Raw genomic sequence first — 13,846 nt, 5'->3', positions numbered from 1 at the left:
GGTCGTCGTATTGATCCGACAGGATCCGCTCGCCATCCCCCTTCGGATCCTCATATTGCTTCGTGCGCAGCGACCAGAGGAAGGCGACGAGGCCGAAGCCACCGAGGAAGAGCGAGATCGGGATCAGGTAGGTCAGGACGGACATCGGAAAGCCTCACTTCAGCCGCAGCGAATTGAGCGACACCGTAATCGAGGAGAAGGACATCGCCAAGGCCGCGGCGAGCGGCGTGGCAAAGCCCAGAAGCGCGATCGGCACCGCGATCATGTTGTAAACCGCGGAGATGCCGAAGTTCTGCTTGATCCGCGCGCGCGCCTGCACCGCGATGCGGGCGGCATCGGCAACCGGGGCGAGATCCTGCCCGAGGAGCACGATATCCGAGGCGGTGCGCGCCGCATCGAGCGCCGAGGCGGGCGAGATCGAGACATGCGCGGCGGCAAGCGCGGCGGTGTCGTTCAGCCCGTCGCCCACCATCAGCACATGCGCCCCCTGCCCGCGCAGCTCGGCCACGAGCGCTGCCTTTTCCGCGGGCAGCGCACCGGCGCGCCATTCGGTGATGCCCAGGCGCTGCGCGAGTTCGGCCACCGCCGCCTCGACATCGCCCGAGACGAGCAGCACATGTTTGCCCTGCTCGCGCAGCGCCGCGACCGCTTCGGCGGCGCCGGGGCGCAGATGGTCGGCGAAGGTGATCGTGACCGGGGCAGCCGTGCCGATGCGCAGATGCGTCGCGGTCACCGCGCCCGGCGCGGCACCGACCCAATCGGCGCGGCCAAGGCGGGCCACCTCGGCCCCGCGCCGTGCCTCGACGCCATAGCCCGGCACTTCGCGGATCTCGTCGAGCGCGGCGGGGGCGACGCCCATCGCCTGGCAGGCCTCGAAGATCGTATGCGCGAGCGGATGCGCCGAGCCCGCCGAGAGCGCCGCGGCGACGGCGAGGGTTTCGGGCGCGAGAGTGCCAAGGTTCTCCGGCTCGGGCGCGCCCATCGTCAGCGTGCCGGTCTTGTCGAAAACGACGGTGTCGACCTCCGCCAGACGTTCGAGCGCGGTGCCCTCCTTGATCAGCAGCCCCTTGCGGAAGAGCTTGCCGGAGGCCGAAGTCACCACCGCCGGCACCGCAAGGCCAAGCGCGCAGGGGCAGGTGATGATCAGCACGGCGACGGCGATATTGATCGCGTGGCGATAATCGCCCCCGGTGATCCAGGCCCAGAACAAGAAAGCGGTGAAGGCGAGGATATGCACGATCGGCGCATAGGCCCGCGCCGCGCGTTCCGCGAGCGAGGTGTATTTCGTCTTGGCAGATTCGGCCATCGCCACCAGATCGGCCATCCGGTGCAGCGAGCTGTCCTTGCCCGCGGCGGTGACGGAAAGCGTGAGCGGGCCGGTGAGGTTCACCTCCCCCGCGCTCAGCACCGTGCCCGGGCCGACATAGACCGGCAGCGATTCGCCCGTCAGCAGCGAGCGGTCGGTCTCCGAAGCGCCCTCGGTCACCGTGCCGTCGGCGGGCACGCGCGCGCCGGGGCGGATGCGGATGAGGTCACCCGGCACCAGTTCGGCCACCGGCACCACGACCTCGGCGCCATCGCGCAGCACGGTCGCGCGCGGCACTTCGAGCGCGGCGAGTTCCTCCGCCGCCGAACGCGCCACGGCGCGGGTGCGGAAATCGAGATAACGGCCCACGAGGAGGAAGAAGGTGAGCATCACCGCCGCCTCGAAATAGGCCTGATGGCCGTGATGCGCGGTCTCGTAAAGCGACATCGCCGAGGCGAGCAGGATCGCGAGCGAGATCGGCACATCCATGTTCAGCCGGCCATGGCGCAGCGCGCCCCAGGCCGAGACGAAGAAGGGCCGCCCGGCGAAAACCACCGTCGGCAGCGCGATCCCCGCCGAGATCCAGTGGAACATGTCGCGCGTCGCGTCCTCGGCCCCGGCCCAGACCGCGACCGAGAGCATCATGATATTCATCATCGCGAAGCCCGCGACGCCGATCCGCATCAAGAGGTCACGGCCCTGCTTGTCGGTCTCGGTCGCGCTGAGCATGCCCGGGTCCATCTCATGGGCCTCGTAGCCGATGCCGGCGAGCGCCTTGATCAGGCCCGCGGGTTCGATCCCGGGATCGGCATCGACCGAAACGCGCTTGAGCGTGAGGTTGACGCGGGCCGAGCGCACGCCCGGCTGCGCCTCCATCTCGCGCTCGACGTCGGTGATGCAGACGGCGCAATGCGCGGTGGGCAGCGAGAGCATGATCCGCGCGCCCTTGATGTCGCCCGATTTCGCCAGCTGCTCGGCCGAGGGCGCAGCAAGGCAGGCCGGGCAGGCCGAGGCGGAAACGTGTTCGGCCTCCTCCGCGGCGGGCGCGGAAGAGGCCGGGTTCAGGGAATTCGCGGCAGGCGCAACCGTCATCGCGTCAGCCGTCGACGAAGAGGTCGAGCCGCTGGCGGAAGGCGGTGCCATCGACTGCCTTCGCCTCGAGATGGATCAGCCAGGCCCCCGGCGCGAGATCGACCGGCGCGGTGAAGATCCCGCCCTTGTAGGTGAGCTCGGGGGTCTTGTCCTCCGCCGCCATCGTGGTGCGCCCGACGATCGCGTGGATCTCCTTCACCGCGGCGGGCAGGCCCTGCTTGTCGCGGATCAGGATCGAGAGCACGCCGTGGTCATAGCTGGGCTCGACCACCCAGCCGAGCGCCTCCTGCGCGGCGCGATCCTTGTCGAAGGTCTGCGAGGCGACGTAGGAATTCTCCACCTCGAGCCCCGGGAAGGTGCCGACGGCGCGCGTGGCCATGACCACGTTCACCACCGTCACCACCCCGAAGAAGGCCACCGCGATGGCGAGCACCTTGCGCCCGGTGAGCGTGCCCCGGGCGAAGATGAGCCCCCCGATCACCACGAGGGCGACCATCCCGAAAGGAAACCACACCTCCGGCCGGTTCAAGACGCAAAGCGGCCCAAGCGAGCAGTGACCCATGTGACGAACTCCTAATGTTCCTTGCCGTTGAACACGGTTCCCGCCGAGGCACGATCCGTGGCCGCCGTATCTTCGACCCAGATCCTGATCTCGCTGCGGTCATGGGTCGCGAAACGCGACCCCGGAGCCGCATCGATGTAGATCCGCTGCGTCGCAAGCTGGTCGGCCGGCACGGTGACGGTATCACCCGGCTCCCCCTCGAGCGAGAGCTTGAGCCCATCGGCGTCATCACGATGTTCTGAAGTGATGGCGATCTTGTAGGTGGTGTCGGCGCCATGCTTGTTGCGCAGCCGCAGCGTGTAGATGTTGCGGATCGAGCCGTCGCCCTGCATCACATAGAGCGGATCGCGCGAGGGGGTGACGTTGAAGTCGATCGGCGAGCGCATGAAGAGCGCGACGACGAGCGCGATGCCGATACCGGCCCAGAGCGTGAAGTAGAGGATCGTCCGCGGCCGGAAGATGTGCTTCCAGACGTTGATGACCGGGTTGCCCGAGCGCTCGTTCGCCTCGTCCTTCAGCGCCATGTAGCCGATCAGGCCGCGCGGCTTGCCGATCTTGTCCATCATCTCGTTGCAGGCGTCGATGCAAAGCCCGCAGGTGATGCATTCGAGCTGCTGGCCGTTGCGGATGTCGATGCCCATCGGGCAGACGGCGAAGCAGGCATTGCAGTCGATGCAGTCGCCCTGCCCTTCGACGGTGGTCTGGCCCTTCTTGAGCTTGCCACGCGGCTCACCGCGCCATTCGCGATAGGCGATGGTGATCGTGTCCTCGTCCATCATCGCGGCCTGGATACGCGGCCAGGGGCAGGCGTAGATGCAGATCTGTTCGCGCGCGAAGCCGCCGAAGGCGAAGGTGGTCGCGGTGGCGACGGCGATGGTGATATAGGCGGCGGCCGAGGCGGTGCCGTGCAGCAGGTTCATCAGCAGCGTCGGCGCGTCGGTGAAGTAGAACACCCAGGCACCGCCCGTCGCGAGACCGATCAGCAGCCACAGCGTCCATTTCGTGACCCGCTTGCGGATCTTCTCCGCGTCCCATTTCTGCCGGTAAAGGCGGATGCGGTTGTTGCGGTCGCCCTCGACCCAGCGCTCGACGAGCACGAAGAGGTCGGTCCAGACCGTCTGCGGGCAGGCATAGCCGCACCAGATGCGCCCGGCGGCCGAGGTGAAGAGGAAGAGGCCGAGACCCGCCATGATCAGCAGCCCCGCGACAAAGTAGAATTCGTGCGGCCAGATCTCGATCATGAAGAAGAAGAAGCGGCGGTTGGCGAGATCGACGAGCACCGCCTGATCGGGCAGCGCCGGACCGCGGTCCCAGCGAATCCAGGGGGTGATGTAGTAGACGCCAAGCATCACCGTCATCAGCACCCATTTCAGCGTGCGGAAACTGCCCTTGATGCGCTTCGGAAAAACCGGCTCGCGCGCGGCGTAAAGCGGTGTGTTGTCGGTGGGTTCGGTAGAGCTCACGGGTCCCTCTCCGTTGGCTGAGCGAAATTCGGTCCCTTTTGGTATGCCCGGGCCGGAAAAACTTTGACATGCGTCAAAAAGGCGGATTTCTGATACAGGATAAAAGCGCGGTTCCGCAACGGCGACCACCCGTCATCGAAAGCCGGACACGCGGCCTGCACAGGCAGCCGCGGCATCCAGGGATTCGGATCTGTGGGGGGATTTGCGGCGCAAGCGACGCTCCGAAAAAGACACCGGCGCCCCCAGGAAACGCGCGAACAGGACGGGGCGCCGGTGCTACCCGGGGGGGCCGAGGCCCCCCCGAATTTCATTTAGAGACCACCGCCGAGGCTGTGGACATAGGCCGAGACGGCGCGGATCTGCGCGTCGTTCAGGCGCGGCTGGCCACCTTCGGGCGCATAGCTCCACGACGGCATCACGCCGGCGCGGCCATGGGCCACGGTGGTGGTGATCGTCGCCTGATCGCCGCCATAGAGCCAGATCGCGTCGGTCAGGTTGGGCGCGCCCATTTCCTGCATGCCCTTCGCGTCTTCGCCGTGGCAGGCGGTGCAGTTGTCGGCGAAGACCTGCTGGCCAGCGGTGGCCTTGGCTTCGTCGGCCTGCTGGCCCGAGATCTTCAGCACATATTGCACGACGTCGTCGATCTGGGTCTGGTCGAGCAGCTCGTCGTCGAGATGCGCAGGCATCGCGGCGGCCGGGTTGGTGTCCGGATCGAGCGGATCGCGGATGCCGTGCTGCACGTCCAGATAGATCTGGTCGATCGTGCCGCCGTGCAGCCAGTCGTTGTCGAGCAGGTTCGGGAAGCCCGGGTTGCCGCCGGCACCCGCACCGTGGCACTGCGCGCACCAGGTCCGGAACACGGCCGCACCCGCGTTACGGGTGTAGTCCACCAGCTCGGGATCGTTCGCGATCTGATCGAGCGGCGTCGCCACCAGCTTTTCTTCCACGCCCTTGTTCGCATCGGCATACTTCTGGATGTCGACCGCGACATCGGCGCGGGTCGAGCTGTGCAGAAGCCCGGGCGTCGCCCCCGAGGCGAAGATCGGCCAGGCCGGCATCGCGATCGAGTAGGCCACACCCCAGACGATGCAGGCGTAGAAGGTCCACAGCCACCAGCGCGGCAGCGGATTGTTGTATTCGGAAATGCCGTCCCACGAATGACCCGTGGTTTCGACTTCCTTTTTCTGGGTCGGTTTTTTGCTCATCTCCACGCCTCCTGAACGTGGCGCCGTCGTCCGGGCGACCGCTTAGCGGTCGCCGGGATCGGCGGGTTTGTCATCATGCCGGAAGGGGATGTTCGCGATATCGTCGTGAACCTTCCGCGAGCCGGGCCGCAAGGCCCAGATCACGGCGCCGATGAAGAACAGCAGGAGCCCGAGGGCGACCCAGCTGTCGGCGAACTCACGCAGGATATGGTAGTCCATCCCCACTCTCCTTAGCGACTTGCCACGGGTTCGAAGGTCGAGAAGTCGACCATCGTGCCGAGCACCTGCAGATAGGCGATCAGAGCGTCCATCTCCGAGATGCCGGGCTGGCCATCGAAGTTGCGGACGTTGACGTCACGCCCACCCTTGAACGCCGCCGAACCGTAACGCTCCTGCAGCCCGTCGGTATCCGCATTGGGATCCGCCTGGGCGGCGAAGTCGGCCTTGGCGTTCGCGATCATTTCGGAGGTGTAGGGCACACCCACGAACTCATCGGTCTTCAGGCGGTCTTCGATATAGGTGGGCTCGATCATGCGGTGCTTGAGGAACCCGTATTTCGGCATCACCGATTCCGGCACGACCGATTGCGGGTTCGTCAGGTGGTCCACATGCCAGGCGTCCGAGTAACGACCGCCCACGCGGGCGAGGTCGGGACCGGTGCGCTTGGAACCCCACTGGAACGGGTGGTCATACATCGACTCGGCGGCGAGCGAGTAGTGACCGTAACGTTCCACCTCGTCGCGCATCGGACGGATCATCTGCGAGTGGCAGACATAGCAGCCCTCCCGCACATAGATGTCCCGGCCGGTGAGCTCGAGCGGCGTGTAGGGGCGCATCCCGTCCACTTTCTCGATCGTGTTCTCGAGATAGAAGAGCGGGACGATCTCCACGATGCCGCCGATGGTGACGACGAGGAAGGCGAAGATCAGCAGGAGCGTGGCGTTCTTTTCGATGACGCCGTGTTTGTCCAGAATTGCCATCTGCTGGTCTCCTTATTCGGCCGGAACAGCGGCGACCGAAGCAGCCGCAACGCGCGGTTGCTTGGCGACGGTGGCCCAGAGGTTGAAGGCCATGATCAGCCCGCCGGTCAGGTAGAGCACGCCACCCAGACCACGCACGACATACATCGGATGCTTCGCGGCCACGGTGTCGGCGAAGGCGTTCACGAGGAAGCCCTGGCTGTCGACTTCGCGCCACATCAGACCTTCCATGATGCCGGTCACCCACATCGACGAGGCGTAGAGCACGATGCCGATGGTGGCGAGCCAGAAGTGCCAGCTGACCAGCTTGAGCGAGTAGAGACGCTCACGCGCCCAGAGCTTCGGCACGAGGAAGTAGAGCGAACCGAAGGTGATCATGCCGTTCCAGCCCAGAGCGCCGGAGTGGACGTGACCGATGGTCCAGTCGGTGTAGTGCGAGAGCGAGTTCACCGCCTTGATCGACATCATCGGGCCTTCGAAGGTCGACATGCCGTAGAAGCCGACGGAGACCACCATCATGCGGATCACCGGGTCGGTGCGGAGCTTGTCCCAGGCGCCCGAGAGCGTCATCAGACCGTTGATCATGCCGCCCCAGGAGGGCATCCACAGGATCACCGACATCACCATGCCGAGGGTCGAGGCCCAGTCCGGCAGAGCGGTGTAGTGCAGGTGGTGCGGGCCGGCCCAGATGTACAGGAAGATCAGCGCCCAGAAGTGCACGATCGAGAGCTTGTACGAGTAGACCGGACGTTCGGCCTGCTTCGGAACGAAGTAGTACATCATGCCGAGGAAGCCGGCGGTCAGGAAGAAGCCCACCGCGTTATGGCCGTACCACCACTGCGTCATCGCGTTCTGCACGCCCGAGAACACCTGCACCGACTTCGAACCGAAGAAGGAGACCGGGATCGCGAGGTTGTTGAACACATGCAGCATGGCGATCGTCACGATGAACGACAGGTAGAACCAGTTCGCCACGTAGATGTGGGGTTCCTTGCGCTTGAAGATCGTGCCGAGGAAGGCCAGCAGATAGGCCACCCAGACGACGGTGATCAGCCAGTCGACGTGCCATTCCATCTCGGCATATTCCTGCGACTGGGTCGCGCCGAGGATATAGCCCGAAGCGGCGAGAACCACGATCAGCTGCCAGCCCCAGAACACGAACCAGCCGAGGCCCGTGCCGCCGAAGAGACGCGCCGCCGAGGTGCGCTGCACCACGTAGAACGAGGTCGCGATCAGCGCGTTGCCACCGAAGGCGAAGATCACCGCCGAGGTGTGCAGCGGGCGAAGCTTGCCGAAGTTCAGGTAGCCCTGGGCCCATTCGAAGTTGAGCGCCGGGAAGGCGAGCTGGAAGGCGATGATCACGGCGACGAGGAATCCCACAATCCCCCAGAACACCGTCGCGATCACGCCGGCGCGGATCACGCCGTCGAAATACTCGTTTTCGGAGGGTTTAGGCCCCCCCATGGTGCGAAGCACCCAGATGAACGCGAGCGCTGCTGCCAGCATGATCTCGATCGCGTTCACCATGTACGGAAGATCGCGCGCGTAGTTGGCCGCGATGGCAGCGAGTACTGCCACGAGACCAAGCGCGATCAGCTTGATATAATCCCACATGTTGTGCGTCCCTTCGTCTTGTCTTGCCCCAGGCCCCGAAAGCGAGTCGCTCCGGAGGTGAGGTGTCCGACTGTAGCTCTTGTGCCGGTAGGGTATGCCAGCCACATTGATCTGCATCAAATCTTTGTAATAGGGGTGGGCGGATTGGCCGCAGATATTGCGCGGATATTGCAGGAGCGCCACTCCGGGTTGATCCGCGTCAAAGTCGCGCAGGGGCGGAATCGCTACCCTGCCCCGAGGAAACCGAACGCGAAGAGGCTTTTGTCATGGCTTACAAGACTTTACTTACCATCGTGACCGATGCCGCCACGGCGCGGCCCCAGATGGATGCCGCCGTGGCCCTGGCCCGGCGGGAAGATGCGCATCTCGACGTGCTCTGCATGGGCGTCGACCGCACGCAGACCGGTTATTATTACGCGGGCGCGACCGCCTTCGTGCAGCAGGACGCGCTCGACCGTGCGCAGGATGACGCCCGCGCGCTCGAGAGCGCGATGAAAGAGCGGCTCGCGGCGGAGGACATCCGCTGGTCGGTCGAGGCGGTGGTGGCGCAGATCGGCGCGATCGCGACGGTCGCCGGGCTGCGCGCGCGCTTCGCCGATCTGGTGGTGATGGGCCCGCCCTATGGCGAAAGCCGCGGCCAGGAGCTCGAGGCGGCGGTCGAGGCCGCGCTCTTCGAGGGCCAGGTGCCGGTGCTGATCGTGCCGGAGAAATGCGACACCGCGCAGATCGCGCGCCGCGTCGTGATCGCCTGGAACCAGTCGAACGAGGCGATGAGCGCGATCCGCAAGGCGCTGCCGCTGCTCAAGGCGGCCGATCTCGTCGACATCACCGTGATCGACCCGCCGGCGCATGGGCCGGAACGCTCGGACCCGGGCGGCCAGCTCAGCCAGTGGCTCGCGCGGCAGGGCGTGCATGTCGAGGTCTCGGTGCTGGCGAAGACGATGCCGCGGATTTCGGACGTGCTGAACCGCCATGTGCGCGACAGCCACGCAGACATGATCGTGATGGGTGCCTATGGCCATAGCCGCTTCCGCGAGGCGATCCTCGGCGGCGCGACCCGGCATATGCTGGAAATGGCCGAAGTGCCGGTGCTGATGGCGCATTGAGCGCCGGAACCCGAGACCGAAGCGGCGCCCTCCGGGGTGCCGTTTTCAGTGCGCCCGCGCTCAGGCGTCGTATGGGGCCAGAAGAATCATCGCAATCGCGCAAAGGCAAAGCCCGCCCCCGATCAGCTCGCGCTGTTCCAGGCGCCGCCGCTCCGCAAGCCACTTCCAGCCAATCCCGGCCACGACATAGAGAGCGCCGGAAATCCACACACTGCGCCACGCAACGTCGGGCGGGCTTTGGGTGAACAGCGCCGCAAGGAGCAGGAGCGACACCATACAGGCCACGAGCCAGCCGATCGAGCGCCCGCGGCGCGACCACATCCAGAAGGCGATACAGGCGAAAATTTCGGCAAGGGCGACGCCGAGATAGATCATGAAGGCCGCCATTCCTGCCCCGATCAAACCAGCAGACCGCCGTCGCTGTCGTCGCCCGCCTCGATCAGCAGCCGATCCATGTCGGGCACCGTCACATGCCGCTTGCCGGCCAGCTCGATCACCCCGTCGCGTTTGAGCGCCGAGATCTGCCGGCTCACCGTTTCCAGCGTCAGCCCGAGATAATCCGCCATCGCCTCGCGCGTGAGCGGCAGGTCGAAGGTCATCCGCCCCGTCGTCATCCGCATCTTGATCGAGGCATCGCGCCGCGCCACGATCGAGAGCAGCGAGGCGATCTTTTCCCGCGCCGTCTTGCGGCCCAGGAGCAGCATCCATTCCCGCGCGGCATCCAGCTCGTCGAGCGTCATCTGCAACAGCCGCTGCGCGATATGGGGCGTACGCTCCATCATCTCCTCGAAGGGCTTGCGGCGGAAGCAACACATCAGGATGTCGGTGGTCGCGGTGACGTTATAGGCCGCCGCGTCGCGCCCGGGGCGCCCGACGAAATCGGAGGGCAGCAGCAGGCCGACCATCTGCGTGCGCCCGTCCTCGAGCGTCTGCGTCAGCGTCGCGATGCCCGAAACCACCGAGGCCACGAAATCCATCTTGTCGCCCGACCAGATGATCGTCTGGCCGGCCTCGAAGCTGCGATAATATTTGATCGATTCGAGTTCGTCGATCTCGTCCGTCTCGCAGCGCGCACAGACGGCCCGGTGCCGGATCGGACAGTCCCCGCAATTGAGCGAGACCGGATACACGTCGTCGTGTGCCATCTGTTCCACTTGATTTGTGTCAAATTCCGAGGCGGGTCTTATCGCTAAACATACCCGCATGAAACATGAATCGCAACTGACGCGGCTCGGGCTGTTCGATGCCCGTGTGCCCCGATACACCAGCTACCCGACCGCGCCCCATTTCTCGACCGAAGTGGGGCCGTCGCATTTCGCGCAATGGATCGAGGCGATTCCCGCAGGGGCGTCGATCTCGCTTTACATGCACGTCCCCTTCTGCCGGCGGCTGTGCTGGTTCTGCGCCTGCCGCACCCAGGGCACGCAAAGCGACGAGCCGGTGCGCGCCTATGCCGAAACCCTGCTCGCCGAGCTGAAGATGCTGAAGGCGCGGCTTGCGCCGGGCGTCACGCTTTCGCGGCTGCATTGGGGCGGCGGCACACCGACCCTGATGCCCGCCGACATGATGCGCCGCGTCGCCGGCGCCGTCTTCGAAGCGGTGCCGATGGGCGAGGGCGCGGAATTCTCGGTCGAGATCGACCCGAACGAGATCGACGCCGCACGGATGGATGCGCTCGCCGAAAGCGGGCTCAACCGCGCCTCGATCGGGGTGCAGGATTTCGACCCGTTCATTCAAAGCGTGATCGGCCGCGACCAGAGCTATGAGGTCACCCGCGCCGCGGTCGACATGATCCGCGAGCGGGGGGTCAAGAGCCTCAACGCCGACATCCTCTACGGGCTGCCGCATCAGACGCCCACGAAGATCGCCGATTCGGTGCAGAAACTGCTCTCGCTGAACCCCGACCGCGTCGCGCTTTACGGCTATGCCCATGTGCCCTGGATGGCACGGCGGCAGAACATGATCCCCTCGGATCACCTGCCGACGCCGCAGGAGCGGCTCGAACTTTTCGAAGTGGCGCGCCAGCTCTTCGTCGCCGATGGCTACGACGAGATCGGCATCGACCATTTCGCGCTGCCGACCGACGGGCTGTCGATCGCGCAGAAGGCGGGCAAGCTGCGGCGCAATTTCCAGGGCTATACCGACGATCTCGCCGAGGCGCTCGTCGGCATGGGCGCCTCCTCGATCTCGCGCTTCCCGCAGGGCTATGCGCAGAACGCCTCCGCCACCGGCGCGCATACCGGCGCGATCCGCGAGGGGCATTTCTCCACCGCGCGCGGCCATGCCTTCACCGCCGAGGACAAGATGCGCGCGCGGCTGATCGAGGCGCTGATGTGCGACTTCAAGGTCTCGCGCACGGAGCTCGTCACCGAATTCGGCGCCGATCCCGCCGCGCTCGACGCGATGTTCGCGCACTGCGCGGAGCATTTCGGCGACATGGTGACGCTCACCGCCGCGGGGCTCGAGATCCCCGAGAAGGGCCGCCCCCTCACCCGCATGATCGCGCGCCATTTCGACGCCTACGACCTGTCGAAAGCGGGCCACAGCTCGGCGATCTGAGCGACCGAAGTCATCCGGGAGGGGCGCCGCGGGGCGCCCCTTTCGATTCGGCGCGCGGGCGGAAGATGCGGAGCCTCCGGCGGGGATATTTTTCCTCTATAGAAGGCGCATTCTACAGAGCGGAAATATCCCGGGGTGAATTTGCGCCCTGGCGCAAAGAGGGGCAGCGCCCCTGCCCTGCCACCGTGCGCGGGGTCAGGCCGCCGCGCCCGCCTTCGCCTCGATCGCGCGGGCGAAGGCCTTCACCCGCTCGTCATAGCGCCGTTCGAGATTGCCGCGACCGAGCTTTGCCGATTGCACCAGCAGCCGCGCGCCGAGCGTGCGCGGCTTCACCTCGAACCCGGTCGAGAGCCGCGTGCGGCCCTTGGCGAGCGCCATCAGCTGCAGCGTCAGGATCAGGTGGAACCCCTGCGAGGTGCCCTCGTATTCGAGCCATTCGGGCCGCTCGTAGCGGCGGATGTCGGCGATCAGCCGCCGCTGCCGGCCGCGCATGCGAAAGCCGATGTCCCAGGACATGCCCGCCCCCGGCGCCTCGAGCGCGTCGAGCCGCTGCAGCGAGATCCCCTTGCGCAGCGCCGCGCGCTCGAAGGAGGAGAAATCCGCGAGCTGGTCGAAGACGAAATCCACGGGAGCGGCGACATCGACGCGATTGGAAAATTTCATGGCCTTGCCCTTGTGTTTTTCGGGCGTGAAATTGCGCGCCCGCTGTCCGGTCGTTGCCCCCGCCCGAAGCTTCCGCTCACGCTGCCGTCATTCGCGCCGATCCGCAAGCCATTCGCGCAGCATCCAGCCCGCGATTGCGCCGGGCCGTGGCGCGCGGATCACGCGATCGGCCCCGGCGAAGACATCGGCGAGCCGCTCGCGGCTGATCCAGACCGCATCCTCGAGCTCGACCGGGTCGAGCCGGATCTGCGTGCTCAGCGCCTCGGCCGCGCAGCCGAGCATCAGCGAGGCCGGGAACGGCCAGGGCTGCGAGGCGAGGTAGCGCACCGCGCCGACCCGCACCGCGGTTTCCTCGAAGACCTCGCGGCGCACCGCGCCCTCCATCGGCTCGCCCGGCTCCATGAAGCCCGCGAGGCAGGAATACATCCCCTCGGGCCAGCCCGGCGAGCGGCCGAGCAGCACCGAATTGCCCCGCGTCACCCGCATGATGACGACCGGATCGGTGCGCGGAAAATGCTGCGCGCCGCAGCTTGGGCAGCCGCGCTGCCAGCCGGCCTGCGTGGGCTCGGAGGGCGCGCCGCAGGCGGAGCAGAAGCGATGGCTCTGATGCCAGTTCAGCAGCGCCCGCGCACTCGCGGCAAGCTCGGCCGCGCGTGGATCGAGTCGCGCCATCTGCCCGCGCAGCTCGGCGAAGACCGCGCCGGGCGGCAGGTCGGGGTGGATCTGTTCCGAGGCGTCGAAGAAGGCCGCCGGATCGGGCAGCACCCCCTGCGGCACCCAGGCCGAGACATCGGCGGCGAAGACCGGCACCCCGGCGGAGAGGCCGAGGAAGATCGGCGGCTGGGTCGCGGCCTCGAGCAGCGGCGCCCCGGGCGCAAGCGCGACGAGCCCGCCGCCGATCGCCGGATCGACCGCGGCGGTTTCGGGCGCGAAGAGCGGCCGGCCGCGCCAGAGCGGCAGGATCCGCGTCGCGGGATCGGCGAGATGGCGCGCGAGCACCTCGGGCCGGCCGCGCAGCGCCGCGGCGCGTTCGAGCCCGGACCCGGCGAAGGCAAGCCCCGGGCGCAGATCGCGCGCCGCATCCTCGGGCGGCTGCGGCGCGGGCGCATCCTTTGCGGAGGAGGGCTGGGGCCGCGGCGCGGCTGAGGGAAACGGGATCACATCGGACATCACGGGCTCCGCTCGGTCAGGGCGCGGGCATCGCCCCCGCTGTGCCGCCCCTTTCTGGCACGCCCCGGCGCATGAGGCCAGCCCGTCGCGTGCCCCCCCCCGACCCGCGCACGCCGGCGCCCGCCC

The 13,846-nt window shown here is 66.8% G+C and carries 14 protein-coding genes; 2 read left to right on the top strand and 12 right to left on the bottom strand.

Annotation, left to right across the window (positions count from 1 at the left end):
- The 8 genes from ccoS to ccoN all read right to left on the bottom strand — a co-directional run.
- On the bottom strand, positions 1 to 145 hold a 145-nt coding region (gene ccoS, locus AB7U46_RS14860; RefSeq protein ID WP_428337763.1), incomplete at its 3' end, for a cbb3-type cytochrome oxidase assembly protein CcoS.
- 9 nt (positions 146 to 154) lie between these two features.
- Complete coding sequence (locus tag AB7U46_RS14855; protein ID WP_428337762.1) at positions 155 to 2,398, bottom strand: heavy metal translocating P-type ATPase; 2,244 nt, start codon at positions 2,396 to 2,398, stop codon at positions 155 to 157.
- Between the two features lie 4 nt (positions 2,399 to 2,402).
- Positions 2,403 to 2,894 carry a FixH family protein gene (locus AB7U46_RS14850; RefSeq protein ID WP_428337761.1) on the bottom strand — a complete coding sequence of 164 codons (492 nt, stop codon included), beginning with the start codon at positions 2,892 to 2,894 and terminating at the stop codon, positions 2,403 to 2,405.
- A 77-nt stretch (positions 2,895 to 2,971) separates the two neighbouring features.
- Positions 2,972 to 4,423 carry a cytochrome c oxidase accessory protein CcoG gene (ccoG, locus tag AB7U46_RS14845; RefSeq protein WP_428337760.1) on the bottom strand — a complete coding sequence of 484 codons (1,452 nt, stop codon included), beginning with the start codon at positions 4,421 to 4,423 and terminating at the stop codon, positions 2,972 to 2,974.
- Between the two features lie 311 nt (positions 4,424 to 4,734).
- Positions 4,735 to 5,628 carry a cytochrome-c oxidase, cbb3-type subunit III gene (ccoP, locus tag AB7U46_RS14840; RefSeq protein WP_428337759.1) on the bottom strand — a complete coding sequence of 298 codons (894 nt, stop codon included), beginning with the start codon at positions 5,626 to 5,628 and terminating at the stop codon, positions 4,735 to 4,737.
- 42 nt (positions 5,629 to 5,670) lie between these two features.
- The gene (locus tag AB7U46_RS14835; protein WP_428337758.1) at positions 5,671 to 5,847 is read right to left on the bottom strand and encodes a cbb3-type cytochrome oxidase subunit 3; all 177 of its coding nucleotides are present in this window, start codon (positions 5,845 to 5,847) and stop codon (positions 5,671 to 5,673) included.
- A gap of 11 nt (positions 5,848 to 5,858) precedes the next feature.
- Positions 5,859 to 6,608, bottom strand: a complete 750-nt coding sequence (ccoO, locus tag AB7U46_RS14830) for a cytochrome-c oxidase, cbb3-type subunit II (RefSeq protein ID WP_428337757.1) — start codon at positions 6,606 to 6,608, stop codon at positions 5,859 to 5,861.
- Positions 6,609 to 6,620: 12 nt separating this feature from the next.
- Positions 6,621 to 8,222 carry a cytochrome-c oxidase, cbb3-type subunit I gene (gene ccoN, locus AB7U46_RS14825; RefSeq protein ID WP_428337756.1) on the bottom strand — a complete coding sequence of 534 codons (1,602 nt, stop codon included), beginning with the start codon at positions 8,220 to 8,222 and terminating at the stop codon, positions 6,621 to 6,623.
- Between the two features lie 266 nt (positions 8,223 to 8,488).
- Here ccoN and AB7U46_RS14820 point away from each other — a divergent pair, with 266 nt between their 5' ends.
- Complete coding sequence (locus AB7U46_RS14820; protein ID WP_428337755.1) at positions 8,489 to 9,328, top strand: universal stress protein; 840 nt, start codon at positions 8,489 to 8,491, stop codon at positions 9,326 to 9,328.
- A gap of 60 nt (positions 9,329 to 9,388) precedes the next feature.
- Here AB7U46_RS14820 and AB7U46_RS14815 read toward each other — a convergent pair whose 3' ends face one another.
- Both AB7U46_RS14815 and fnrL read right to left on the bottom strand, forming a co-directional pair.
- The gene (locus AB7U46_RS14815; RefSeq protein WP_428337754.1) at positions 9,389 to 9,703 is read right to left on the bottom strand and encodes a YnfA family protein; all 315 of its coding nucleotides are present in this window, start codon (positions 9,701 to 9,703) and stop codon (positions 9,389 to 9,391) included.
- Between the two features lie 23 nt (positions 9,704 to 9,726).
- On the bottom strand, positions 9,727 to 10,473 hold the full coding sequence (gene fnrL / locus AB7U46_RS14810) for a transcriptional regulator FnrL (protein WP_428337753.1): 747 nt from the start codon (positions 10,471 to 10,473) through the stop codon (positions 9,727 to 9,729).
- Positions 10,474 to 10,531: 58 nt separating this feature from the next.
- Between fnrL and hemN the strand changes: the two genes are divergently transcribed.
- A complete protein-coding gene (gene hemN, locus AB7U46_RS14805) occupies positions 10,532 to 11,887 on the top strand; it encodes an oxygen-independent coproporphyrinogen III oxidase (RefSeq protein ID WP_428337752.1) in 1,356 nt (451 codons plus the stop codon).
- Between the two features lie 195 nt (positions 11,888 to 12,082).
- On the opposite strand, the gene AB7U46_RS14800 is transcribed toward hemN, so the two are convergent.
- On the bottom strand, positions 12,083 to 12,550 hold the full coding sequence (locus AB7U46_RS14800) for an SRPBCC family protein (protein WP_428337751.1): 468 nt from the start codon (positions 12,548 to 12,550) through the stop codon (positions 12,083 to 12,085).
- A gap of 87 nt (positions 12,551 to 12,637) precedes the next feature.
- Positions 12,638 to 13,720, bottom strand: a complete 1,083-nt coding sequence (gene nudC, locus AB7U46_RS14795; protein WP_428337750.1) for an NAD(+) diphosphatase — start codon at positions 13,718 to 13,720, stop codon at positions 12,638 to 12,640.
- Between the last annotated feature and the right edge of the window lie 126 nt (positions 13,721 to 13,846).

This window comes from Paenirhodobacter sp., from assembly GCF_050177655.1.
In the GTDB taxonomy this organism is placed as follows: Bacteria; Pseudomonadota; Alphaproteobacteria; order Rhodobacterales; family Rhodobacteraceae; genus Rhodobacter.
Note: the sequence above shows the minus strand (reverse complement) of the source record. Positions and strands in the feature narration are given on the sequence as shown.